Source organism: Pacificibacter marinus (assembly GCF_018860665.1).
Taxonomy (GTDB): Bacteria; Pseudomonadota; Alphaproteobacteria; order Rhodobacterales; family Rhodobacteraceae; genus Celeribacter; species Celeribacter marinus_A.
In genome coordinates, this window is sequence record NZ_JAHKPK010000065.1 from 59,835 (window position 1) to 82,513 (window position 22,679).

At 53.2% G+C, this 22,679-nt stretch carries 23 protein-coding genes and 1 pseudogene; 12 read left to right on the forward strand and 12 right to left on the reverse strand.

All coding sequences use genetic code 11. From position 1 onward, the window contains the following. Window positions 1-148 precede the first annotated feature (148 nt). The 7 genes and pseudogenes from KO497_RS18845 to fabF all read right to left on the reverse strand — a co-directional run bounded on the left by KO497_RS18845 (window position 149) and on the right by fabF (window position 8,216). Entirely contained in the window at window positions 149-1,375 is a 1,227-nt protein-coding gene (locus KO497_RS18845; protein WP_215945507.1) for a phage major capsid protein, read from the reverse strand. A gap of 48 nt (window positions 1,376-1,423) precedes the next feature. Continuing rightward, window positions 1,424-2,011, reverse strand: a complete 588-nt coding sequence (locus tag KO497_RS18850; protein WP_215945508.1) for an HK97 family phage prohead protease — start codon at window positions 2,009-2,011, stop codon at window positions 1,424-1,426. After that, window positions 2,004-3,282, reverse strand: a pseudogene (locus tag KO497_RS18855) (phage portal protein). Before KO497_RS18855 ends, KO497_RS18850 begins: the two are co-directional and overlap by 8 nt. Before the next feature lie 370 nt (window positions 3,283-3,652). After that, window positions 3,653-5,038, reverse strand: coding sequence for a DNA-packaging protein (locus KO497_RS18860; protein WP_215945550.1), 1,386 nt, complete (start codon window positions 5,036-5,038; stop codon window positions 3,653-3,655). Beyond that, window positions 4,944-5,285 carry a hypothetical protein gene (locus KO497_RS18865; protein WP_215945509.1) on the reverse strand — a complete coding sequence of 114 codons (342 nt, stop codon included), beginning with the start codon at window positions 5,283-5,285 and terminating at the stop codon, window positions 4,944-4,946. The genes KO497_RS18860 and KO497_RS18865 overlap by 95 nt, the downstream gene beginning before the upstream one ends. Before the next feature lie 502 nt (window positions 5,286-5,787). After that, window positions 5,788-6,954 carry an endolytic transglycosylase MltG gene (mltG, locus tag KO497_RS18870; protein ID WP_215945510.1) on the reverse strand — a complete coding sequence of 389 codons (1,167 nt, stop codon included), beginning with the start codon at window positions 6,952-6,954 and terminating at the stop codon, window positions 5,788-5,790. Then, window positions 6,954-8,216, reverse strand: coding sequence for a beta-ketoacyl-ACP synthase II (fabF, locus tag KO497_RS18875; RefSeq protein ID WP_215945511.1), 1,263 nt, complete (start codon window positions 8,214-8,216; stop codon window positions 6,954-6,956). The genes mltG and fabF overlap by 1 nt, the downstream gene beginning before the upstream one ends. A 378-nt stretch (window positions 8,217-8,594) precedes the next feature. Here fabF and KO497_RS18880 point away from each other — a divergent pair, with 378 nt between their 5' ends. Beyond that, entirely contained in the window at window positions 8,595-9,731 is a 1,137-nt protein-coding gene (locus KO497_RS18880) for a PilZ domain-containing protein (RefSeq protein ID WP_215945512.1), read from the forward strand. 52 nt (window positions 9,732-9,783) lie between these two features. Here the strand turns inward: KO497_RS18880 and KO497_RS18885 are convergent, their stop codons facing one another. The 3 genes from KO497_RS18885 to fabD all read right to left on the reverse strand — a co-directional run bounded on the left by KO497_RS18885 (window position 9,784) and on the right by fabD (window position 12,019). Next, on the reverse strand, window positions 9,784-10,017 hold the full coding sequence (locus KO497_RS18885; RefSeq protein ID WP_215945513.1) for an acyl carrier protein: 234 nt from the start codon (window positions 10,015-10,017) through the stop codon (window positions 9,784-9,786). A 280-nt stretch (window positions 10,018-10,297) separates the two neighbouring features. Continuing rightward, window positions 10,298-11,035: a 3-oxoacyl-[acyl-carrier-protein] reductase gene (gene fabG / locus KO497_RS18890; RefSeq protein WP_215945514.1), complete on the reverse strand. Its 738-nt coding sequence runs from the start codon at window positions 11,033-11,035 to the stop codon at window positions 10,298-10,300. 51 nt (window positions 11,036-11,086) lie between these two features. Next, window positions 11,087-12,019: an ACP S-malonyltransferase gene (gene fabD / locus KO497_RS18895; protein ID WP_215945515.1), complete on the reverse strand. Its 933-nt coding sequence runs from the start codon at window positions 12,017-12,019 to the stop codon at window positions 11,087-11,089. A gap of 336 nt (window positions 12,020-12,355) precedes the next feature. Here fabD and rpsF point away from each other — a divergent pair, with 336 nt between their 5' ends. The 4 genes from rpsF to KO497_RS18915 all read left to right on the forward strand — a co-directional run bounded on the left by rpsF (window position 12,356) and on the right by KO497_RS18915 (window position 14,253). Continuing rightward, entirely contained in the window at window positions 12,356-12,709 is a 354-nt protein-coding gene (rpsF, locus tag KO497_RS18900) for a 30S ribosomal protein S6 (protein WP_215945516.1), read from the forward strand. Window positions 12,710-12,735: 26 nt separating this feature from the next. After that, window positions 12,736-12,963 carry a 30S ribosomal protein S18 gene (gene rpsR, locus KO497_RS18905; protein WP_123791505.1) on the forward strand — a complete coding sequence of 76 codons (228 nt, stop codon included), beginning with the start codon at window positions 12,736-12,738 and terminating at the stop codon, window positions 12,961-12,963. A gap of 13 nt (window positions 12,964-12,976) precedes the next feature. After that, on the forward strand, window positions 12,977-13,597 hold the full coding sequence (gene rplI, locus KO497_RS18910) for a 50S ribosomal protein L9 (RefSeq protein WP_215945517.1): 621 nt from the start codon (window positions 12,977-12,979) through the stop codon (window positions 13,595-13,597). A gap of 182 nt (window positions 13,598-13,779) precedes the next feature. Next, a complete protein-coding gene (locus KO497_RS18915) occupies window positions 13,780-14,253 on the forward strand; it encodes a lytic transglycosylase domain-containing protein (RefSeq protein WP_215945518.1) in 474 nt (157 codons plus the stop codon). On the opposite strand, the gene KO497_RS18920 is transcribed toward KO497_RS18915, so the two are convergent. Both KO497_RS18920 and tig read right to left on the reverse strand, forming a co-directional pair. Continuing rightward, window positions 14,250-14,576 (reverse strand): hypothetical protein, encoded by a 327-nt coding sequence (locus KO497_RS18920; RefSeq protein WP_215945519.1) that lies wholly within the window; start codon window positions 14,574-14,576, stop codon window positions 14,250-14,252. The two genes, KO497_RS18915 and KO497_RS18920, sit on opposite strands and share 4 nt — an antisense overlap. A gap of 105 nt (window positions 14,577-14,681) precedes the next feature. Further along, window positions 14,682-16,010: a trigger factor gene (gene tig / locus KO497_RS18925; RefSeq protein WP_215945520.1), complete on the reverse strand. Its 1,329-nt coding sequence runs from the start codon at window positions 16,008-16,010 to the stop codon at window positions 14,682-14,684. 334 nt (window positions 16,011-16,344) lie between these two features. Here tig and KO497_RS18930 point away from each other — a divergent pair, with 334 nt between their 5' ends. From KO497_RS18930 to KO497_RS18960, 7 genes are all read left to right on the forward strand, one after another. Further along, window positions 16,345-17,091 (forward strand): hypothetical protein, encoded by a 747-nt coding sequence (locus KO497_RS18930; protein ID WP_215945521.1) that lies wholly within the window; start codon window positions 16,345-16,347, stop codon window positions 17,089-17,091. Between the two features lie 289 nt (window positions 17,092-17,380). Then, the gene (gene phnC / locus KO497_RS18935; protein ID WP_215945522.1) at window positions 17,381-18,199 is read left to right on the forward strand and encodes a phosphonate ABC transporter ATP-binding protein; all 819 of its coding nucleotides are present in this window, start codon (window positions 17,381-17,383) and stop codon (window positions 18,197-18,199) included. Window positions 18,200-18,254: 55 nt separating this feature from the next. Beyond that, complete coding sequence (gene phnD, locus KO497_RS18940; RefSeq protein ID WP_215945523.1) at window positions 18,255-19,160, forward strand: phosphonate ABC transporter substrate-binding protein; 906 nt, start codon at window positions 18,255-18,257, stop codon at window positions 19,158-19,160. Between the two features lie 68 nt (window positions 19,161-19,228). Further along, the gene (phnE, locus tag KO497_RS18945) at window positions 19,229-20,095 is read left to right on the forward strand and encodes a phosphonate ABC transporter, permease protein PhnE (RefSeq protein ID WP_215945524.1); all 867 of its coding nucleotides are present in this window, start codon (window positions 19,229-19,231) and stop codon (window positions 20,093-20,095) included. After that, complete coding sequence (phnE, locus tag KO497_RS18950; protein ID WP_215945525.1) at window positions 20,092-21,408, forward strand: phosphonate ABC transporter, permease protein PhnE; 1,317 nt, start codon at window positions 20,092-20,094, stop codon at window positions 21,406-21,408. The genes phnE (KO497_RS18945) and phnE (KO497_RS18950) overlap by 4 nt, the downstream gene beginning before the upstream one ends. Then, window positions 21,408-22,052 (forward strand): SDR family NAD(P)-dependent oxidoreductase, encoded by a 645-nt coding sequence (locus KO497_RS18955; protein ID WP_215945526.1) that lies wholly within the window; start codon window positions 21,408-21,410, stop codon window positions 22,050-22,052. Before phnE (KO497_RS18950) ends, KO497_RS18955 begins: the two co-directional genes overlap by 1 nt. 1 nt (window position 22,053) lies before the next feature. Continuing rightward, window positions 22,054-22,668 (forward strand): chloramphenicol acetyltransferase, encoded by a 615-nt coding sequence (locus KO497_RS18960; protein ID WP_215945527.1) that lies wholly within the window; start codon window positions 22,054-22,056, stop codon window positions 22,666-22,668. Window positions 22,669-22,679 lie beyond the last annotated feature (11 nt).

The window sequence follows — 22,679 nt, forward strand, 5'->3', positions numbered from 1 at the left end:
GGGTCCCCCTGCCACTTGTGATGATGGATGCGCGCCCCCGTGTTGCTCGGACGGAGGGGGAGCAGCTAGACAACACGTCAAACGAGACGCGCACCCACCGCTCGTGCCTGACCCTAATGGTCACACACGAACTCGTTCAGTCACGATCTTAAGCGACAGAGAACTTAAGCAGCTTGATCGCCGCAAAATCGCTCACATCGCCACCGACACGTTTTGTGGCGTAGAAGAGAACATGGGGTTTGGCAGAGAACGGATCACGCAAAATGCGCAGATCAGGGCGCTCGGCCACAGTGTAGCCAGCAGCGAAATCACCAAAGGCGATGGCCGCCGCGTCAGACGCGATGTCTGGCATGTCTTCTGCGATCAACACAGGGTAGCCCATGAGACGTGCAGGTTCACCTGCGGCAAGACCATCAGACCACAAGAAGCGGCCATCAGCATCCTTGAGCTTGCGCACTTGACCGGCTGTTTTCGAGTTCATCACGAAGGTTCCGTTGGCACGATATTGAGCGCCCAACGCATACACAAGTTCCACGATCGCATCCGCCGGATTGGTCACGTCAAAGCCAGCATCAGTGCCTGTCGCGACATATCCCAATGAGCCCCAAGTCCAAACATCGTTGTCAATCTGAGCATGCGCCAAAATGCCTGTTGGCTTATCGATGCCGTCACCGTTGATAAAGGCTGAGGCTTCAGAGGCGGCAAATTTGTCAGCGATACGCCCCGCCAACCATGCTTCGATATCAAAGGCAGCATCATCCAAAAGACGCTGAGACGCCTTAGGCAACGCAGACAGTTCAAACAATGGAATAGAAATACGATCAATCGTTGGCGTACCTGTTTCAGAAACAGACCCCGTCTCCGTGACCCAGCCTGTGCCCACGTCAGTTGTGTCGATCAAAACATCGTAAGATGTCGCCTCTACATTGACCACATTGGCGATGGACCGGATAGAGGCTGTGGATTTGAGAACTGATTTGATCGTCTCCGCTGTTTGCGGGTCCACCAAATAACCACCGTCGCCATTTACCGCTGTGGACATGGATTTGCCTTCAAGGGCCAGACCACGCAATGCGTCATCATCGCCAATGCGCACATAGGCGCCAAAAGCTGATTTATGAGACATATCAACCTCTTGAGATACGGAAAGGGCCGGACGGCCGAAATTGTGTGATTTACGATCAAGCATGTTCAGTCGCTCTTCCTGTTCTTGAAATTTAGATTTGATATCGGTTCGAAAGTCTTTGAGATCATTTATGAAACCGGCCAGCGCGGTCTTCACCTCAGTGGCAGGCCCGCGCGTGGTCAGCGCCGTTTTGGCCGATATATCGGACAGACCGGTACCGGCCCGAGCCTTTGTCTCGGTTTTGCTCATCCAAACAATCCTTTGTGTTTTGTTGGTTAGAGGGTGAGAGCGCTGGCCTTAAATACGAGCCAGCTGCTTGCGTGCACCGGTTAAGGCGTCCGCGAGTTCGCGCATCATGGTTTCAGCATCAAAGGGATCACCGCCCTTTTCCTCTGTCACCAATCGCGCCCCAGGAAGCATCGGAAAGGTCACCAAAGACACCTCCCAAAGTTCCAGCTCAGACAAAAGCCGTGCGGCTTTGCCATCCTTTTGGTCGCGTAGCTTTTGTGCACGCACCGTGCGATAGCCAATCGACAATCCGTCAATCGCCCCCGCTTCGATCAACGCCGCAGCTTCGCGACCTTTTTCGACATCTTTAAGCAGCCGACCTTTGACATAAAGACCACGTGCATCTTCACGCACCTCGTCCCAAATGCCGATAGGCTGCGCGGGATCATGCTGCCAGAGCATCTTTACAGACCGCCCTTTGGCCATCATATCCGCCAATGACCTTTTATAAGCGCCAGCCTGCACCATATCACCACCTTGATCGGTGCGGCCGAACACGGATGCATAACCTTCAATATCAAACCCGTCAGTGACTTTGATATCTTCGCCAAGGCGCATGAATTTATGCTCAAGCCCGTTGTCGATTTGCTTATACATTTGGTTGCTCCTCAGATTGTTCTGGCGCCAGTGCAGCATCATCCTCGCTTGGCTCCTCGGACGCCTCATCTATTGACACACCGTCGAGCACTTCGGCCTGCGCCTCATCTGTCAAAGGGGGCAATCCAAGCATGGCGCGCTTTTCATCAGCTGTCAGAAAATCAGCCTTGGCCACTCGGTTCCACTGCGCATCACGCTCAGGCGCCAGGGCTGACACTTGATCCAAATCAGGCTTCAACTCGATTGCCTCGCCTGTCATTTCAGACAGCCAATGACCGATCGCGCCCGTGACCTTATGCACCAATGGCAGCACCGTCAGGCGATAAAAGGCGCGATTGGCCTCTTGGTAATTACCGTAAGTCGCATCTCCTGGAATGCCCAAAAGCATCGGCGGCACCCCAAAGGCGAGCGCGATTTCGCGCGCTGCGGCCTCTTTGGTTTTTTGAAATTCCATGTCAGAGGGGCTAAAGCCCATCGGTCTCCAATCCAAACCGCCTTCTAACAACATCGGACGCCCCGCGTTGCGCGCCTTGGTGATGGCTTTCCATCTCGCTCAACAGGCGATCATATTGGTCCGAGCTCATCGACGATTGTCCGTCAGAGCCGCCATAAACAATCGCCCCTGAAGGACGCGCTGCGTTATCAAGCAGGCCTTTTGACCAGCGAGACGCCGAATTATGCACGTCAATCGCCGTGGCCGCCGCTTGGATCGGCGACAACCCGTAATGATCATCGCTCGGGTGGAACGATTTGATATGACACACTGGCGATTGCCCATCGATCACATCAAAGCGGTGTTTGCGATTGCCCACAGCATATTCATAGGCCACTGGCCAACCGTCTTCACCGGGCACCAATCCCATGCGATCAGAGCGCAAGACATGCAGCTCAACTGGCACCTGCCCCCAGTCGCCGACAGCTTCCAAATAGCCGTTTCCAGACAACAAGATCTGCGCATAGAGCGCCTCAAACAGGTCTGCACGACCCTGAACTGGATTAGGGCGTGAAATCAACGACAAAAGCGGATGTTCATCGAAACGCGCATCGCGATTTTGCAAGACCATCGGCAAAGCAGCGGCCGCTTCTGCGATCAGTTTCACAGACCGGAACCCTACCGGATTCCCCGTAAAGCCAACCCGTGTCAGCGTTGTCGTATCACGCTGGCTCCATGCCACACGGCCTGCGCTTGAATAAGCGATCGCAGGACCCGTGGCAGAGGCTTTCACCTCAGGCTGCGCTTGTGCGCCTCGCTTCATAAAGTCAAACACCATATCCGTGTCTCTCCTTAAACGTCTTGCAGATGCCAATCCGGCACCCCGCTATATGACGACGCTTGAACACCTCGTGCCCCACGCCTTCATGGCTCATGGTTCATCTCTCAACTCAAACTTTGGCCCTCGGGGGCCGCCGCTGGGGCTACTCCGCGAGGGCCTGGAAAGGGGACATGATCCGCAAACTCGCGCATCAAAGCCCAAACGCGGTGTCCGCGCCTTCCCAAAACTCGTCCCAACTGGCGGTCTGTGCAAAGCCTTGGTTGCATCTGCTCGCCTTCGGTAAAAACAGTTTTAGGGGATAGGTTAAAACATCTTACTAGCAGCGCGTACGGTGCTGCGCGCGCGGCGCAACACCCAAGCCCCTGCACTAGCCCAGCGTGCGAATACGCGGGCGTCTATGACCTGCCGCAGGCGCGATCATCACCTCATGGATGGCCCAGACAAGCGCATCCAAACGGTCAGGGGACCCTGAGGCTTGAAACCCCTGCGACGTCATCTTGACCATTTGATCCTCTAAGTCGCCAAGCCCACGGGTATGAAAAACCCGCCCCTGATCATACAAAGCCGCCACAGGTTCGGCGCGCGCCGCTTTGCCGCGTGTGGCCCGCACAGATTTATAAGGCACCATAGGATCAATTTGACGCAGAACGCTTTCCACCAAATCTCCCCCTTGATTGACCTCCGCCACGATTTTATCAGCTTCCCAGCGCTCAAGCGCATCGATTGCGCTCTGGGCCCAAGCCGTAGGGGATGCCGATGACATCGTTGCGTCTTCCAAAACATATGCGCGCCAATCTTGTGGTGGACCTTGCGTCACAGCCCCCACGACAATAATCCCGCATTCATCAGACCCCTTGTGCGAGGTCACAGGTGGATCAACAGCAACAACGATGCGATCAAAATCGGGTAAGCTATCTGCGCGTTCTTCTTCCAACTTCGCCAATGACCACAAGGCGCCGTCTTCCTCTTCCAGTAAAACCCCATCCAATTCTTGCCGCCCCAGCCGCGTGCCCGCATAGCGCCTGCGCACCTCTTCTAAAAACGAGGGGGCCAGATTGGCAGCGTTGGCTTCGGTCGGCGCGCGGGTGACAGTGCTGGAGTCCAAATCCAATATCTCTTTGAGAATGCTCACATTGCGCGGCGTCGTCGTCACCACTTGGCGCGGATCATCGCCCAAGCGCAGACCGAACTGCAGCATGTCCCACGCCTCGCGCGGCTTTTTCCACTTTGCCAACTCATCGACCCACGCGGCATCAAACTGCGGGCCCCGCAGCGCTTCGGGATCATTGCCAGAAAACACCATAGCCTCTGCCCCGTTGGGCCAGACCAGCGCACGACGCGTGGCGATCCATTTGGGGCGACGATCAGGGGGCGAGCAGGCCAAAATGCCGGAATCGCCAAAGACCATCACTTCGCGCGCTTGATCATAGGTCTCGCCCACCAGCGCCACGCGTTTAGCACGACCCGCCTCAAGCGCGCGCGCCCCTTCCACCATCGAGCGCACCCATTCAGAGCCCGCCCGCGTTTTACCTGCGCCGCGTCCGCCCATGATCACCCATGTGCGCCAATCGCCCTCAGGGGGCAATTGATGGTCCAATGCCCAAGCCTCGAACAAAAAAGGGAGCGCCAGAAGCGCTCCCTGATCGTTGCTTTCCAGATCATTCAAGAACTGGGTCTGCACCGCGAGATCTTCGGACGCGATCCAAGCTATCAAGGATCGCAGCCCGGGCGGCGTCAAAGTCGATGGCTCCATCAATGGTCGCAAGTTCGAGTTTTCGTCTGTCATCATCAACTTTCTGCCTTTCTCTGAGCGCCGTATCTTGGGCTTTGCGCATCTCTGCGATTGCCTTTTGAACGTCTACTCCGGTGCCCACGTCTCCGCTTTCCAATCGGCGCATGGCCGTTTCAAGCGCGTCTATGGTGCGTTCGAGGTTTCTATTTGCAGACCCAAGAATAGATTTCGGGTCAAACTCATCCCCCACAGATGAATGCAAAGTCATGTGTTACCTGCCTCTCATGCTTTCTCCGCACGAGAAACGTGAGACGGGCTCACCCCGTGAAAAACGATCGGTGAAATACGGCCCCCTCAGACCGCGCCAATGCGTTTCCACACGTCTTCTAGCATGACCAAACAATGTCACCCGACAATCAAAAAGTCAAGTTATTTAATGTTTTCAATATGTTAACGATAAGCTCGCACAGGTTAAAGAACTCTGAACGCCACCTTATCAACCCCAGTTTGCCCTTTGAAAACCAAAGAAAAAACGTTCAGGGCTTATGCAAAGATAAGCGCACGCAATACGCAAATTCGCATCTATGCTGACGCGCCATAGCTTGGCTTTGGCCAATCGGGGCCAAGCTAAAAGAGTACCCACAAGTGCAGTCATAATAAGAATGCCAATGGTCTGCATGGTTGCTCTTCTACGCGATTGGCGATTGCCCTCAATAAAGAAAGGGCGCGAAAACTTCCGCGCCCTTTTGAAATTTCCCCTAAACCAAAACTCAATTGGCGTTTTCAATCTCGCGCCATTTTGCAACATTGGCGTTGTGATCCGCTAAAGTAACGGCAAAGGCATGCCCGCCCGTGCCATCCGCCACAAAGAAGATGTACGGCGTGTCGTCAGGGTTCACAGCCGCCTCGAGCGAAGCAAGGCCGGGATTCGCAATAGGACCCGGCGGCAAGGCTGGGATTCGATAAGTGTTGTAAGGGCTGTCAGATTGCAGCTCAGATTGACGCAGCCCCCGCCCCAACACACCGTTGCCATTGGACACACCGTAAACCACTGTAGGGTCGGTTTGCAGGCGCATACCTTGGTTCAAGCGGTTCACAAAGACGCTGGCCACTTGACGGCGCTCGGTTGGAATACCAGTTTCTTTTTCAATGATCGACGCCAAGATAAGCGCTTCTTGCGGTGACGAAATCGGCAAATCATCGGCGCGATTTTCCCAAATTTCAGCAATACGGTTTTCTTGGGCTTCAACCATCCGCGCGATCAAATCGTCCACATCTGAGGCGACTTGCACCTCGTAACTGTCAGGCGCAAGCGTGCCCTCAGCAGGCACCTCATCTGCATCGACAGAGCCCGTGATGAAATCAACACCTTTGAGGCTTTCCAAGACACGCCAAACCGTTGTGCCTTCGGCCACCGAAATACGGAACCGAGTGTCAGCCGCACCGCGCACTTCAGTATATTTTTCAGGGACTTCTGTCGGCTCATTGCCTGTCACATCAGGGAAAAACTCGGCCACGCGCACATAGCTTTGTGTCGCAGGATCAAGCTCGCGCACCAACACATCCGTACGGTTCACACCGATCCGATACACGACTTCAGTACCACAAGACGAGGCACCTCCACGGGTGACGATATCGACAATCTCTTCCATCGATGCCTTTTCAGGCACCAAGAATGCCCCCGCTTTGAGCTGGCTCACCTTATCAGTGTAATCCGCGCCAATACGAAAAATTGCCCCGCTGGACACGGCGCCTTGGTCTTCCAATTGTTTGGACACCCGCGTCATGGTCGACCCCGAGGCCACCCGCAAACAGATCGCAGAGGACAAAGGCCCTTCAGCAGTATATTGACCTTTGCCCCAAGCTATTGCCCCTGCCAGAATGACAAGGGCAACAATGAGCAACGTCAGAGCGTTAGACGCGATAGCGCGCCACATTAGTCGGTCACTTTCTTAAGTACCAAAGACGCGTTCGTGCCGCCAAAGCCAAAGGAGTTGGACAAGACAACGTTGATGTCACGTTCCACTTTTTTATTGGGCGCAAGGTCAATCGGGGTCTCTACAGCTGGGGTATCAAGGTTGATCGTGGGCGGGGCAACTTGGTCACGAATGGCCAAGATCGAAAAAATGGCCTCAACAGCGCCCGCAGCCCCCAAAAGGTGGCCAATGGACGATTTGGTTGATGACATGGTCGCCTTGCTCGCCGCATCGCCCAAAAGACGCTCAACAGCCGCCAATTCGATTGTGTCCGCCATGGTCGATGTGCCATGCGCGTTGATGTAATCCACTTCGGATGGCGCGATACCTGCACGCTTCAAAGCCGCCGTCATCGCGCGAAACCCGCCATCCCCATCAGAGGCAGGTGCCGTAATGTGATACGCATCGCCAGACAGGCCATAGCCCACGACTTCGGCGTAAATCTTGGCACCGCGCGCTTTGGCGTGCTCGTATTCTTCCAATACGACAACACCAGCGCCCTCGCCCATGACAAATCCATCACGGTCATCATCATAAGGACGTGACGCCGCCTTGGGGTCATCGCGACGTTTGGTGGACAGCGCTTTACAGGCGTTGAACCCTGCAATGCCCAAATCACAAATCGCCGCTTCAGCGCCACCTGCAACCATGACTTCCGCATCGCCCCATTGGATCAGCCGCGCCGCATCACCAATGGCATGTGCGCCCGTGGAACAGGCGGTCACAACCGAATGGTTCGGGCCTTTAAAGCCGTATTTGATCGACACTTGACCAGAAATGAGATTGATCAACGCGCTTGTGATAAAGAAAGGCGACACGCGGCGCGGGCCCTTTTCCTTCAGCAAAATCGAAGTGTCGGCAATAGATGACAACCCGCCAATGCCTGAGCCAAGCAAAACGCCTGTGCGCAGACGGCTTTCTTCGTCCTCAGGTTCCCAGTTGGCATCAGTCAACGCCATAGAGGCCGCCGCGATCCCAAACAAAATAAAGTCATCAACTTTCTTTTGCTCTTTGCGGGGTAACCAATCATCGGGATTGAATGTCCCATTGGTGCCGTCGCCGCGCTTCACTTCGCAGGCGTAATTCGTGGCCAAATGGCTCGCATCAAACCGCTGGATCGTGCCAGCAGCGGATTCACCCGCCAACAAACGCGTCCATGTTTCCTCAACACCACACGCAAGTGGTGATACCATTCCAAGTCCTGTGACAACTACTCGGCGCATTTCGGCCCCCTCATTTTTAATCTCATACTCAATACACGCCCTTGGCGAGCGATGAAAGACCCCGCCGCACGTCTAACACCGTTTCGGTGCTTCGTTGTAAACCAGATATTGACTGTCATCCCATAATATCAAGTCACGTCACGCATTTTCAAACTGGAGAGACCGATTTGCCCCGACAGCGTACCGGTGCAATACAACCTGTTTTCCGATTTACATCACAATTGCGTCTGCGCGTCAGTGACGCCCTGACGGGACCGATATTTCTATCGCGGCCTTTAGGCCTCATTCTAAAATTCACTATTTTTTTTAATTTTTACAATTACTTTCAACCCACTAACCGCCCACTCGGCCCCATCTTGTCATCTTGAAAAATGGCTAATGTCTCTCAACACTGCGGCAAACTCCTATGTCAATGCCGTTGGGACTCCAGACCAAATATCAGCCGAACGCGCCTTTCGCGCGCAAATGGAACGTTATTCTCGTGAACAGCTGGTGAACCAAATTAACGCAGCAGATCTGGGGACCAACAAGGCCGCTTTAGAATCATTCATTGTGGCGCGACGGCACCTATACGACATGTCACAGGGCAATTGGACGCAAATGGCCACGCGATTTGGCGCCGACCCAAGATTTGCGTCACAAAGCCAAGCCATGAACACGTTCTTGCAAGAAACCGAATGTGATCCCTTCGCCGAGGACTCTTTAAACGACACGAGCACCAAACCTTCCGTTTTAGAACGCATCCAAAACGCAGCTTCACGCTTAACGCCGCCCTCCAAGACACCAGCACAAATCGAAAAGGCCCCTTCGTCACTTACATTTGACCCTGACAATTTCGGCGCATACATGGCACCGCGTTACCAACCGAAAACCGATAACATTATCATCCCTCAATCACCGTCTCAAAATGCGCCGGTGTATTTGGGTCTGTTCACATTTTTCGCGTCCTCCTCGATTTGGGTCTGGATGCGCGTCGGCCTCGCACAAAGACGTGCAATCCGTTACCCGTGCAACTTGCCCATCGTGATTTTCGATGGCAGTGCCCCGATATTGGGTGAGTTGCGCGACCTAAGCCAAATTGGTGCAAAACTAGAAACCGGCCTGAACGTTAAAATCAAATCCAAATTACTCATCACGATGAGCAACACCAAGCGCCAAGCCCGTGTGGCATGGAAAAATCAGCATTTTATAGGAATTAAGTTTGAAAAAGCACTCTCGGCAATCGAAATGACCGACATTTTAGATGTGTTTTCCGCACGCGTGGTTGCTTCGCATGAGATTACCGGTGGGTTTGACGCCCTTGTCGACGAGGTCTACGGCACATCTGCGACAAATCTAGCGGCTCACATGTCACACATGAATCACATTGATCGCGCCCCCCTCGACCTCGCTGAGCTCAGTGACGCCGATAAGATCGAGATTAATAGCGTATTCACGCCGCACCCGAATCCATCGCCAAGCGGCAACAATGACAGCCCCTTGCACAAACAAAACGGCCCAAATGTCACGACATAAAAAAACGGCGCCTCAACGGGCGCCGCTTCAATACCTGTTCTAAGTCTAAAACTTAGGACGCTTCAGTGATGAATTTAACTGCATCGCCGAATGTTTGGATGGTTTCAGCTGCATCGTCAGGAATTTCGATGCCGAATTCTTCTTCGAACGCCATAACCAGCTCAACAGTGTCAAGGCTATCTGCGCCAAGATCGTCGATGAAAGAGGCTGTCTCTGTCACTTTGTCTTCTTCAACGTCAAGATGCTCAACAACGATCTTTTTCACACGATCTGAAATGTCGCTCATGTTATTTCCTCATAGTTATATGGGCCCGATGCCCAATTAAAGTGGCCCTCGGGCCTTTCAAAACATCGAAATCTCCGCAAGGACATCACGACACTCTATCGCGGCGACACATTGTCCCCGCTGCGAATTCTTGGCTGCTAATAGCACAATCTTTACCAGTGGCAAATGATTTGTCCCTATTTGTGCATATCGCCTGCTGTGTTCAAGTGCCGCCCCTAATATAGACGCCGTTTGGCACCAAAATTCAGCAGAAAACACCAAACACAGACCCTGCGCCTGTTTAGAGCATCGCCATGCCGCCATTGACGTGAATCGTGGCCCCTGTGGTATAGCCAGCTTCATTCGATGCAAGATATAGCACTGACGCTGCGATTTCTTCCGGTGTCCCCATGCGCGCTGCGGGAATTTGAGTGTTGATTTTCTCTTTTTGATCGTCAGTCAATTTGTCGGTCATCGCCGTTGCGATAAATCCAGGTGCAACACAGTTCACAGTGATGCCGCGTGACGCAACTTCATATGCCAAAGATTTCGACATGCCGATGACGCCCGCTTTAGACGCCGCATAGTTGCCCTGACCCGGGTTGCCAGTCGCACCAACGATGCTTGAGATATTGATAATCCGGCCCCAGCGCGCCTTCATCATCGGACGCAAAACACCTTTACACAAGCGCATGGTCGAGGTCAGGTTCACGTTCAAAACACTGTCCCATTCATCATCCGACATACGCATGAACAGATTGTCGCGGGTGATGCCTGCGTTGTTGACCAAAATATCCACAGACCCCATGGCCTCCGCCGCCGCTTTTGGCAACGCCACGACACTGTCTTTGTCGCTCAGATTGCAGGGCAGAACATGCGCGCGCTCACCAAGATCAGCCGCCAAGGCTTCGAGCGGTTCGACACGGGTGCCCGACAGACCAACGGTTGCGCCAGCGGCGTGAAGCGCCTTGGCAATCTCGCCGCCAATGCCACCTGACGCACCGGTGATAAGCGCATTTTTACCTGTAAGATCAAACATATAGTATTCCTTATTCACAAAGAGCACCAAGCCCTCATCCAAGAGTTGGGATTAACTTTTTAGTTTTTCAATGTCAGCCGGCGTGCCAACAGCACGACACGCGATCGACTTGTCAATACGGCGGATCATGCCCGACAGAGCCTTGCCAGCGCCCACTTCAAAGATTTCAGTCACGCCATTTGCGGCCATATAGCCCACGCTTTCGCGCCAACGCACCGAGCCCATAACCTGCTCAACCAACAGCGCGCCGATCTCAGCTGGATCCGTGACAGCCGCTGCGCGCACATTTGCGACCAAAGGCACGCGTGGCGTCAGAATTTCAACTGTTTCAAGCGCTTCGGCCATGACTTTCGCGGCAGGCTCCATCAATACACAGTGGAAAGGGGCAGATACCGGCAATAATACAGCACGTTTTGCGCCCTTGGCTTTGGCAATGTCACAAGCGCGTTCGACAGCCGCTTTATGACCAGAGACTACCACTTGCCCCGGATCATTGTCATTGGCGGCTTGAACAACTTCGCCCTCGGCAGCCGCTTCAAGCGCCACCTCTTTGACCGTATCAAAATCAAGCCCCAGTAAAGCAGCCATAGCGCCCACACCAACAGGAACAGCCTGCTGCATGGCCAGACCGCGGGTGCGCAAAAGACGCGCCGTGTCAGAAACCGTCAAAGCGCCAGCGGCCGCCAAGGCCGAGTATTCGCCCAAAGAGTGACCCGCCACATAAGAGGCCTGATCAAGACCAAAGCCTTCAACCTCAAGCGCACGCATCGCGGCCAATGAGGTTGCCATCAAAGCGGGCTGCGCATTTTGCGTCAGGGTCAGCGTTTCCACATCACCCTCCCAAATCATCGCAGAAAGTTTTTCACCCAGCGCCTCGTCAACTTCATCGAAAATGGCTTTTGCCTCTGGGTATGCGTCGGCAAGAGCCTTGCCCATCCCAATCGCTTGGGCACCCTGCCCCGGAAAAACCAATGCGCGCGTCATACTCGCCCCCTTATTTGTTTCATAATAGGCCAAAAGACCGTTTTTACGGGTCTAACGATCTGCAAGCGGCGCGGCAAGCTCAAGTGAACATGGCGCGTTAGAGTTTGCAAAGGATTGTCTGCGAGCCTCAAAGCCTTGAAATGCTCTTTCCCGTTGAATGCTTCAATTTAAACGCCGCGACGAAGCCCAAAGCCCTTGCGCTCTTGGCTATGGTCCGTATAAGAGCACATCCTTTCCGCATGGATATGAACCAGCGCAGTCTCTCGTGGTCGGGCTCGCGGAAAAGGACAATGCCCCGACCTATGAAATGCGCTCGAAAATAGCACTGGAGCTTTCATGCCACTATACGAGCATGTCTTCATTTCGCGTCAGGACTTGTCCAACGCACAAGCCGAGGGTCTCGTTGAGCACTTCTCGACTGTTCTCGCAGACAACGGCGGCAAAGTCGTTTTTTCTGAGTACTGGGGCGTCAAAACGATGGCCTACAAAATCAACAAGAACCGCAAAGGTCACTACGCATACATGCGTACAGATTCGCCTTCTGCTGGTATTCTTGAAATGGAACGCCTTATGCGCCTGCATGACGACGTGATGCGTATTTTGACCATCAAAGTCGACGAGCACGCTGACGGTCCTTCCGTTCAGATGCAAAAACGTGACGAGCGCGAACCGCGCCGTGAACGTCGTTAATCGTCAGATCAGGAAAGGACCATATCATGGCCGCTAAACCATTCTTCCGCCGCCGCAAAGTCTGCCCATTCTCTGGCGACAATGCACCTGCGATCGATTACAAAGACACACGTCTTTTGCAACGTTACGTTTCCGAGCGTGGCAAAATCGTTCCATCCCGTATCACTGCAGTCTCTGCGAAAAAACAGCGTGAATTGGCTCGTGCCATCAAACGCGCTCGTTTCCTCGCACTTCTGCCATACGCTGTTAAGTAAGGGAGCTTAGACAATGAAAGTTATCCTACTTGAACGCGTCGCAAAACTCGGCCAAATGGGCGATGTTGTTGCAGTCAAAGACGGTTACGCGCGCAACTTCTTGTTGCCACAAGCCAAAGCTCTTCGTGCGAACGATGCAAACATCGCATCCTTTGAAGCACAAAAAGTTCAGCTTGAAGCCCGTAACTTGGAAACCAAAAAAGAAGCAGAAGCAGCTGCTGCGAAACTTGATGGCCAACAGTTCATCATCATTCGCTCTGCCTCTGACTCTGGTGCGCTCTACGGTTCCGTCACACCACGTGACGCGGCTGAAGCTGCTGAGGCCGAAGGCTTCACAGTGGATCGCAAACAGGTTGCTTTGAAAGCCCCAATCAAAGATTTGGGTCTTCACGAAGTTGCTGTTGTTCTTCACGCTGAAGTTGAAGCGACTATCGTTCTCAACGTTGCGCGCTCTACTGAAGAAGCTGAACTGCAAGCTGAAGGTAAATCCATTCAGCAACTCGCAGCAGAAGCTGAAGCTGAAGCTGAATTCGAAATCTCTGAATTGTTCGACGAAATGGGCGCTGCCGCTTCTGAAGACTTCGGTGATGACGATGCGCCTGCCGCAGAAGAAGCCCCTGCTGAAGAAGAGTAATCTTCCAACGCATGACGATTTAGAAAAGGCCTCGCATTTGCGGGGCCTTTTTTTGCGTTCGTTGCGATGGTTTACAGTTTTGACTTGCCCCTTGTGAGCGGGCTTTTGCCTCTGGAAAACTCTTTGCTTTTCCCTCGCGCGCAGCTGGTCCAAAATCAACAAGATTCATCAGGAGCCCATCGATGCGCATATCCCGACGCACTGTTATATTATCTGTCGCCGCCCTGCCCTTAGCGGCATGTGGCCGCAAAGAAGCCACAACATCGCGACGGGACTATAATCCACCGTTGTTCCCCAATGAAACACCGGAATTGCGCGCACTGATCAACAAATGGGCTGATTTTTATGAAATCCCGCGCGAATTGATCCACCGTCAAGCCGTGCGCGAAAGCACGCACCGCCCTTGGGCGCGCAACGGGCCTTATTACGGGTTGTTACAGATCCTGCCACAAACAGCCCGCACCATGGGACACCGCGGCCCAGCAAGCGAATTACTGGATGCAGATGTGAACCTGAAATACGCAGGCAAATATCTGAAAGGCGCTTACTTGGTGTCTGACGGCGACATTGACGATGCGATGAAATGGTACGCACGTGGCTATTACTACGAGGCCAAGCGTTTGGGGCTGTTGTATGAGACGGGTTTGCGCAGCTAATCTTGCAACACGGGCGTTGGCGTACAATGGAACGGCAGAAACGATCCGGTCGCACCCTCAGCGACTGCCATAAGCGATAACATATTGGCCAAGTCATATTCTGACGTGGTCATCGGACAAACCGCGCCGCGAATAGTGCAGCCCGAGTCTAAAAACGCGTCATGGTCTGCGATAAACCTGTCAGACAGAGCGCCTGTCGCCAGACCATCCGTCGCCATATGCCACGCGCGTGTGTAACGGTCGCATTTTTCAGCCGTCCATTCGGGCGAAATCGCACTGGCCGCCACGGGCGCAACCATCAAACATAGACTAAAAAGTCGCATCAACTGTCTCGATCTAAAAATCACAAAGGCCGCCCCTATCACTAGGTGCGGCCTCAATATCTAACCTATGAGCATGGGGCCTAAAATGGCCGCCACGGCTCGCAGTTACTCAGCGTCGAGGGCTTCGACGGCTTTTTCCAAGTCTTCTTTAGAGACTTCTTTTTCGGTCACATCAGCGTTTTCAGCGATCCAGTCGACAACTTTGTCTTCAAAGATTGGCGCTTGAAGTTGCTGACGCATTTGTGGGTTTTGTTGAACGAATTCAAAGAACTGACGCTCTTGACCTGGGTACTGACGCGCTTGGGTCATAACCGCTTGTGTCAGTTCAGCATCGGTGACCTCGATCTTTTGCTTTTGGCCCATGTCAGCCAACAACAAACCAAGGCGCACGCGGCGTTCAGCCAAAGAAGTGTGCTCTTCAGTTGTTTCGATCTCTGGGTGATCGTGGCCTTCGACTTCTGGGTTTTCTTCGTGCCACAGCTGATGCGCGATTTGGTTTGCTTCGGCTTCAACAAGTGAAGGTGGCAATTCGAAGGAGACTTTGCCGTCGAGCTGGTCAAGCAAAGCACGTTTCATGATCGCGCGAGACGCGCCAGCGTATTCGCCCTCAAGGCGTTCAGTCACTTGAGCTGTCAAAGCGGCCAAATCTTCTGAGCCGAATTTTTTGGCCAATTCGTCATCGATAGCAGCATCGGCAGGAGCTTTTACGTCTTTGATTTTGCATTCAAAAACAGCAGCCTTGCCCGCAAGGTTTTCTGCGCCATATTCCTCAGGGAATGTGACTTCGACGTTTTTCTCTTCGCCCGCTTTTACGCCAACAAGTTGCTCTTCAAAGCCAGGGATGAAAGAGCCTGAGCCAAGAACAAGTGGGTAATCTTCTGCGGCGCCGCCATCAAAAGCTTCACCGTCAACTTTGCCCAAGAAGTCAAAGACAACTTGGTCGCCGTCTTCCGCTGCACCGTCTTTGGTTTCAAAGTTTTGCGCAGTTTTCGCGAGGTTCTCAAGAGCCTCATTCACTTCAGCCTCAGAGGCTTTCACAACGAGCTTTTCAAGTTTCACGTCAGACAAGTCAGCGTCTGGAATGTCAGGAAGCGCTTCGTAAGTCACGTTGACGACAACATCGTCGCCCTCTTTCCAATCTTCGCCGCCATCCATTTTCACATCAGGCTGGCCTGCTGGGCGATCGCCGGATGTCTCGAAGTGAGATGTCATCGCCGCATCAACAGATTCCTGCATCGCTTCGCCAAGAACTTTGGGACCGAATTGCTTTTTGAGCATCGCCATAGGCACTTTGCCTTTGCGGAAACCCTTCATTTCGATTTCTGGCTGCGCGTCTTTGAGCTTGGCGTTTACTTTTTCGTCAAGCTGAGCTGCAGTGATAGTGATCTGATAGCCGCGCTTCAGACCTTCGTTGAGGGTCTCGGTGACCTGCATGTTGGCGTCCTTTATTATACGTCTAGACTTTACGTCATCGTTAGACCGCCCCCAAAGGCAGCCCTATAAATCAGGGGTTCTTCTAGGGGGTCAGCTGCGCGCATGCAAGACGATTCCATAGGATCTGGGCGGAACACGACGACTGAAGGTCATTTGTCGAAGTGTTGAAAGCAGGGCACAGTCGCCATTTGGCAAAAAACGCCAGACGATTTGAGTCCCATCGCCGCCCCAAAACTGCTAAACGACCCAAAACGAAAGTATTAAAAATTTGGTACTAAGTCGTGGCTGTCTTTTATTTTGAAGGTGCCACGTTCCATACCCAACGAGGCGTAGCATGAAACACACTTTTTTATATTCTCTGGTTCTCTCCGTATCTTTTTTAAGCGCATGTGATGTTTCAACAGGCACTGTGAACTCCGGTAGCAGCGCAGGAGACCAAGCGAGTTACAATGAGTATGTCGCAAATCGTAATGATGCGATCTCAGTTTTGGATGAATTGGATACGACAACAGCGCTGGCCGAAGCCCCAGAAAATAGTACAGCAAGCCTTCAAGGCACCTATGCGATCAATTCAACTGAGTCGTTCGGAACGGCATTAGTCGGAGATATGACCATGAATGTCGACTTTGATACGGCAACCGTTTCAGGGTCATTAACAAACAATTTTTTGGACGAAGATGGCACAGATGAAAGCAATGTCACCGAACTGGATGGCAGTGTAAATTTTACGGGGTCACTTGATTTGGACCCAACTGGCGGTTTTTACGACAGCACCAATACAGACCAATGGCAGCTAGAAGCCTCTGGCGCAGGTACATTAACCGACAATGAAACGGCTGCATCAGGCGGCGCCACATATCGTCTCGACGTCGATCTTTACGGGAACTTCTATGACACTTCAGGCATCGGCGACGTTGACGGCGTAGGCGAGCTAGGCGATGTGGCGGCAGGTGGTCTTATTGAAGGCAACGTAGATGTGACCACAGATGGCGACACAGTTATTTACGACATCACCGGTTCTGAACTCTACGGCACAGGTGATGATTCAAGCGGCTTCCTTGTCTACGAGCTTGAAGACTAAAGGCCAAGATCACTTGTGCGCTCAAAGTTTTGCGCACACAAAAACAAAACATAGACAGTCAAAGCCAGACCATCCTTTAAAGATGGTTTGGCTTTATTCTTTTCGCCCCTAAATCTCTATGCCTCCAAATCACAAAATCCCCGTATATACATGTGTGATCTTTCCCGCCTTCGCACTCTTTGACCTCTGACGCCCTAGCGTCACCTTGGGTGGTTACAAAAGCTTCATTAAACCCACACAATTATTAAACACGCCATGCGTATCGATCCCCCTAACACGGGAGTACGTGATGCTGCGTTTTAAATCTGTAACGAAATCTTTTGGCGCCAATACCGCCGTCCATGCGGCAAGCTTTGTTGTCGAAAAACCGATGATGATTGGTATTATCGGGCGCTCTGGCGCGGGTAAATCCACCTTGCTGCGCATCCTGAATCGCCTCAATGATGCGACATCGGGCGAGATCACCTTTGAGGGTCTTAATGTAACAGCCCTGCGCGGCACGGCCAAGCGCAACTGGCAATCTCAATGCGCGATGATCTTTCAACAGTTTAATCTGGTGCCGCGTATGGATGTTGTGTCCAACGTCTTGCACGGCACGTTGAACCGTCGCTCGACACTGTCGACGATGTTCAACCTGTACCCAGATGCAGACATCCATCAGGCCATTTCCATTCTGGATCGCTTGGGCATCGCAGAACACGCCCCCAAGCGCGCCGAAGCCCTGTCTGGCGGGCAGCAACAGCGCGTCGCCATCGCGCGTGCCTTGATGCAAGATCCTAAAATTATTCTGGCCGATGAACCCATCGCCTCGCTTGATCCGATGAACGCGCAAGTTGTGATGCAATCCTTGCGCGACATTCATGAACAAGACGGGCGGATGGTCATCGCCAACCTTCACACCCTTGATACAGCGCGTCGCTATTGTGACCGCGTGATCGGGATGCGCGCTGGACGTATCGTGTTTGACGGCACGCCAGACCAACTGACGACAAGCATGGCACGTGAAATCTACGGTGCTGATGCAAGTTTTTCTGAGGCGACAACGTCGACCCAGATTGAAACGACCACGGCGGCACAAACTCTAATAGATGACGTTGCGGCCCTATAATTTTTCCCCTTCTGCCTCGCATGGCGGGGCTGTTTCAACCAAAGAGAGACTTCAGATGAAAAAGATCATCGCACTTGCACTTATGACAACAGCCATCTCTGGTTCAGCTTTTGCTCAAGAGATCACAGAATTCCGCATCGGCATCTTGGGCGGTGAAAACGCACAAGACCGCATGAACAGCAACCAGTGCTTGGCTGACTACGCGACTGAAGCTTTGGGCGTTCCGACAAAATTGTTTGCGCCAGCTGACTACAACGGCGTGATCCAAGGCTTGCTCGGCGGCACAATCGACATGGCGTGGCTCGGCGCATCTGCTTATGCGGCTGTATACTTGGCTGACGAAGACGTTGTTGAACCCATCTTGGTCAAAACCAACCTTGATGGCTCATTCGGCTACCACTCCATCGGTTTTGCACGCGCAGACAGCGGCATCACATCTTTGGAAGACATGAAGGGTAAAGTCTTTGGCTTTGGCGATCCGAACTCTACATCCGGTTACTTGATCCCCTCCATCGAGATCCCCCAGTCCAGCGATGAAATCACAATGGAATCTGGCGATTACTTTGGCGAAGTTAAGTTCACCGGCGGCCATGAGCAAACAATCGTTGCTGTGAACAACGGCGATATCGACGCTGGTGTGACTTGGGCTGACGGCCAAGGCGAATGGGAAGACGGCTACAACTCTGGCGCGTTGCGCAAAGCGGTTGATGCGGGTCTCGTAGACATGAACGATCTGGTTGAAATCTGGCGCTCTAAAACGATCCCAGAAGGTCCAATCGTTCTGCGTTCGACTTTGCCTGCTGATGTAAAAGAAAAAATGACCGAAGTTGTTGGTTCATTGCACGAAAATGACCCAGATTGTGCCTACAGCGTTGCAGCAGGCGAAACAGCTGGCTTCTTCCCAATCGGTCACGACGCTTACCTGTCTATCATCGCGGCACGTTTGGCTAAAAACAACTGATCCCAGTTACTTTGACATAGAAAGCAGGCCCTGAAGGTTCAGGGCCTGCTTTTTTTAGAGGAAAAAAGATGACAGATATCAGCGAAATCCAAACGCATTATATGGCGCAAGCACGCCGAAAACGGGGGTTGAATGGCATATTGCTGATCCTGTTTGTGGCACTTTTGGTTGCCGGTTTCATGACCGCAAACGATCGCAACGCAGGCGGTTTCTGGGATGGTTTGCCCAATGCTTTAGATTTTCCTGCCGATGTCGCAAGCGAAGCCATCGCGCGCGTCGCTTATTTGCCCGGCTATTTCGTTAAATACTTTCCTTCGTTGATTGAGACAATCAACATCGCAGGGGCTGCGACCCTCTTTGGCGCAATTGGCGGTCTGATGGCCTCGCTGCTGGTGACCCGCGGCTTGGCCCCTTTTCCGTGGTTGATCGGCCCGCTGCGCCGCGTCTTGGATGTCTTGCGCGCTGTCCCTGAAATTGTTGTCGCATTGGTGCTGATTTTCATGCTCGGCGGCGGCCCTATTCCTGCGATGCTCGCGATTGCATTGCACACCGTTGGCGCATTGGGAAAACTGTTTTCCGAAGTCAATGAAAACGCATCGCTCAAGCCTGTCGAAGGGCTCGCATCAGTTGGGGCAAGCTGGACCCAGCGCATGTGGCTTGGCGTGATACCGCAAGTGGCCCCGAACTATATTAGCTATGCGCTGCTGCGCTTTGAAATCAACATCCGTGCCTCAGCCATTCTGGGCTTTGTTGGTGCAGGCGGCATCGGCTATGACCTGCGCAACACTATGTCTTGGGGCCAAGGTAAATTTGACGAAGCCGCTGCCATTTTCTTGTTGTTGTTCATCACCATTGTCGTCGTCGATCAAGTGTCAAGCTGGGCGCGTGACCGGTTGACACACGGCAAATCATCACAGCGGAGGGTCGAGTCATGACCGCCAGCACCACCGATATTCACACCCAAGTTCTGCCAATATTTCAACGCAAGCGCGTGATCGCAATTGCTTGGCCATTGGTCATCATATTTTATCTGGGCTACACGCTTTTTTCTTTTGATATTCTGGGTCTTGGTGAACGTGTAAACCTACAAAACGCGAAAACCTTGGTGAGCGATGCCTATAGTTACAAAACCCATGTGACGCTCGACAATCGCAACGGCGAGACCTCTGTGTCCATCGAAGGCGAACGCAAAGGCACATACCCCGACGGCATAGCCCCCGAATGGGTCACGCTTGGGGCCGATCAAACAGCGGATACTTTGGTTGATCTGGGCGACGGGTATCTTGTGACTTTGGGCGAAACTGTACGGTTTGAAATTCCTGATTATGGCACATTTACCGCCACACCGGGCAGAACCGGCGTCAATGCAACATTTCCTGCGGGCGACCTGCCCGACTGGATCAGCGCCTCCAAAAACCGTGTAGCGATCACAACAGACGCAGGCCGCCTGAGCGTCACACGCAACCGTTCGGAAGTTTTCAAATATGCCTATGGTTGGGAGTTGTTCTTTTTCACTCTCGATAGCCCTTATCACGGTATGGGGATTGCGACATTGGCCAGCCATGCCTTTTCGGGCGAAGCGGGCGCCATCGCCAATGATTTTTGGACCAATAAAATGTGGCGTCACGGCGATGTGGCTTGGGCCTTGGTCGAAACAGTTTTGATGGCCTTCCTTGGGACGTTTGGTGCGGCCATCATTGCCCTGCCCCTTGGCTTTTTAGCCGCAAAAAACTTTACCCCTCTGGGCAGCCTGCGGTTTGCCGCGCGTCGCGTGTTTGACTTCTTGCGCGGCGTAGACGGATTGATCTGGACCATCATCCTCAGCCGTGCCTTTGGCCCCGGCCCCCTCACAGGGTCTTTGGCGATTTTGCTGACGGACACAGGATCATTCGGCAAGATGTTCTCAGAAGCGCTTGAAAACGTCGATGAGAAACAGATCGAAGGCATTTCCTCAACCGGTGCGAAACCTTTGCAGCGCTACCGTTTCGGGGTCATCCCACAGATCACGCCGGTGCTGTTGTCACAAGTGCTCTACTATTTCGAATCCAACACACGCTCGGCCACAATCATCGGCGCGATCACCGGTGGCGGTATCGGATTGTTGTTGACCCAAGCGATTGCCACACAAAAAGACTGGGAAGAAGTGAGCTACTACATCGTTCTGATCATCTTGCTGGTGATGTCGATGGACAGTCTCTCCGGTTGGTTGCGTAACAAGTTGATCAAAGGCGATGAGGGCGGTCACTAATGCCAACGGCTTTGATCACGGGGGCCAATCGCGGCATTGGGGCCGCTCTTGCAACCGCAGCTGAGGCCAAGGGCATGACTGTCATTCGAGCAACGCGCGCAGGCCAAGGTGGCGATATTTGCTTTGACCTGCGCGCCCCCGAAGATGTGCGCAGATCAATCGCCGCACTTGACCAGCCAATAGATCTGTTGATCAACAACGCTGGTATCATTGGACCAAAGCGGCAATCCACGACTGACATGGATTTCACGGGCATGGCAGAGACATTCGCGGTGAATGTGGCCGGTCCGTTGAGTGTCAGCAACGCCTGCCTGCCGCTGCTACGTCAAAGCCAACAGCCGCGTATTCTCACCATGTCCAGCCAAATGGCATGGATGGGCTACGCTAAGTCTGATCGCATCGCCTATCGCGCTTCCAAAACAGCGGTGAACAAAGTGATGCAGGGACTGGCGACGGATTTATATGCGCAAGGCATCACAGTTGGCCTGATTGATCCGGGCTGGGTCCGCACAGAGATGGGAGGGGATGACGCCGAGTTCAGCCCCCAAGAGGTGGCGCAAGGTATCATCGACGTGGCTCAGACGATAAGCCTAGAGCAGACTGGAAAGTTCTTCAAATGGACAGGCGAAGAGAGAGCATTTTAACATGGCACGTTTAAGCGCGAACACACCGTTCATTCATCCTGACTCCGACATCCATGACAGCACATTCGGCGCCTTCGTAGAAATCGGACGCGGCAGCCGTTTGGCGCATTCAAGCTTGGATGATTATTCCTATTGCGACCGTTTTGCGGACATCGCCAATACCTCTGTGGGTAAATTTTCAAACATCGCCGCTTTCGTGCGCGTTGGTGCCACGGATCACCCGATGGACAAGGCCAGCTTGCACCATTTTCACTACCGGTCTGCAGATTACTTTGACGATACAGGCCACGACGAGGCGTGGTTCGAACACAGGCGGTCGCGCCGCACAACAATAGGCCATGACACTTGGCTTGGCCACGGCGCGCAAGTGCGCCCTGGTGTCACCATCGGCCATGGCGCGGTTGTGGCAGGTGGCGCGATAGTCACCAAAGACGTGCCCCCCTATATGATTGTCGCAGGCCTGCCCGCCACACCGATGCGTCCTCGATTTTCAGATGATATTGCCGCGCGTATGATCGCGCTGGCGTGGTGGGATTGGTCGCATGACGCCTTGCGGCGCGCCCTCGAAGATTTTCGCACCCTCAGCGCTGAAGCGTTTTTAGAACGCTACGAATAACGGCACGTTCA

Bases quoted from the DNA above. Each gene is read 5' to 3' on its own strand.
- KO497_RS18845 (WP_215945507.1), bottom strand. From the start codon at position 1,375: ATGAGCAAAACCGAGACAAAGGCTCGGGCCGGTACCGGTCTGTCCGAT.
- KO497_RS18850 (WP_215945508.1), bottom strand. From the start codon at position 2,011: ATGTATAAGCAAATCGACAACGGGCTTGAGCATAAATTCATGCGCCTT.
- KO497_RS18860 (WP_215945550.1), bottom strand. From the start codon at position 5,038: ATGGAGCCATCGACTTTGACGCCGCCCGGGCTGCGATCCTTGATAGCT.
- KO497_RS18865 (WP_215945509.1), bottom strand. From the start codon at position 5,285: ATGACTTTGCATTCATCTGTGGGGGATGAGTTTGACCCGAAATCTATT.
- mltG (WP_215945510.1), bottom strand. From the start codon at position 6,954: ATGTGGCGCGCTATCGCGTCTAACGCTCTGACGTTGCTCATTGTTGCC.
- fabF (WP_215945511.1), bottom strand. From the start codon at position 8,216: ATGCGCCGAGTAGTTGTCACAGGACTTGGAATGGTATCACCACTTGCG.
- KO497_RS18880 (WP_215945512.1), top strand. From the start codon at position 8,595: ATGTCTCTCAACACTGCGGCAAACTCCTATGTCAATGCCGTTGGGACT.
- KO497_RS18885 (WP_215945513.1), bottom strand. From the start codon at position 10,017: ATGAGCGACATTTCAGATCGTGTGAAAAAGATCGTTGTTGAGCATCTT.
- fabG (WP_215945514.1), bottom strand. From the start codon at position 11,035: ATGTTTGATCTTACAGGTAAAAATGCGCTTATCACCGGTGCGTCAGGT.
- fabD (WP_215945515.1), bottom strand. From the start codon at position 12,019: ATGACGCGCGCATTGGTTTTTCCGGGGCAGGGTGCCCAAGCGATTGGG.
- rpsF (WP_215945516.1), top strand. From the start codon at position 12,356: ATGCCACTATACGAGCATGTCTTCATTTCGCGTCAGGACTTGTCCAAC.
- rpsR (WP_123791505.1), top strand. From the start codon at position 12,736: ATGGCCGCTAAACCATTCTTCCGCCGCCGCAAAGTCTGCCCATTCTCT.
- rplI (WP_215945517.1), top strand. From the start codon at position 12,977: ATGAAAGTTATCCTACTTGAACGCGTCGCAAAACTCGGCCAAATGGGC.
- KO497_RS18915 (WP_215945518.1), top strand. From the start codon at position 13,780: ATGCGCATATCCCGACGCACTGTTATATTATCTGTCGCCGCCCTGCCC.
- KO497_RS18920 (WP_215945519.1), bottom strand. From the start codon at position 14,576: ATGCGACTTTTTAGTCTATGTTTGATGGTTGCGCCCGTGGCGGCCAGT.
- tig (WP_215945520.1), bottom strand. From the start codon at position 16,010: ATGCAGGTCACCGAGACCCTCAACGAAGGTCTGAAGCGCGGCTATCAG.
- KO497_RS18930 (WP_215945521.1), top strand. From the start codon at position 16,345: ATGAAACACACTTTTTTATATTCTCTGGTTCTCTCCGTATCTTTTTTA.
- phnC (WP_215945522.1), top strand. From the start codon at position 17,381: ATGCTGCGTTTTAAATCTGTAACGAAATCTTTTGGCGCCAATACCGCC.
- phnD (WP_215945523.1), top strand. From the start codon at position 18,255: ATGAAAAAGATCATCGCACTTGCACTTATGACAACAGCCATCTCTGGT.
- phnE (WP_215945524.1), top strand. From the start codon at position 19,229: ATGACAGATATCAGCGAAATCCAAACGCATTATATGGCGCAAGCACGC.
- phnE (WP_215945525.1), top strand. From the start codon at position 20,092: ATGACCGCCAGCACCACCGATATTCACACCCAAGTTCTGCCAATATTT.
- KO497_RS18955 (WP_215945526.1), top strand. From the start codon at position 21,408: ATGCCAACGGCTTTGATCACGGGGGCCAATCGCGGCATTGGGGCCGCT.
- KO497_RS18960 (WP_215945527.1), top strand. From the start codon at position 22,054: ATGGCACGTTTAAGCGCGAACACACCGTTCATTCATCCTGACTCCGAC.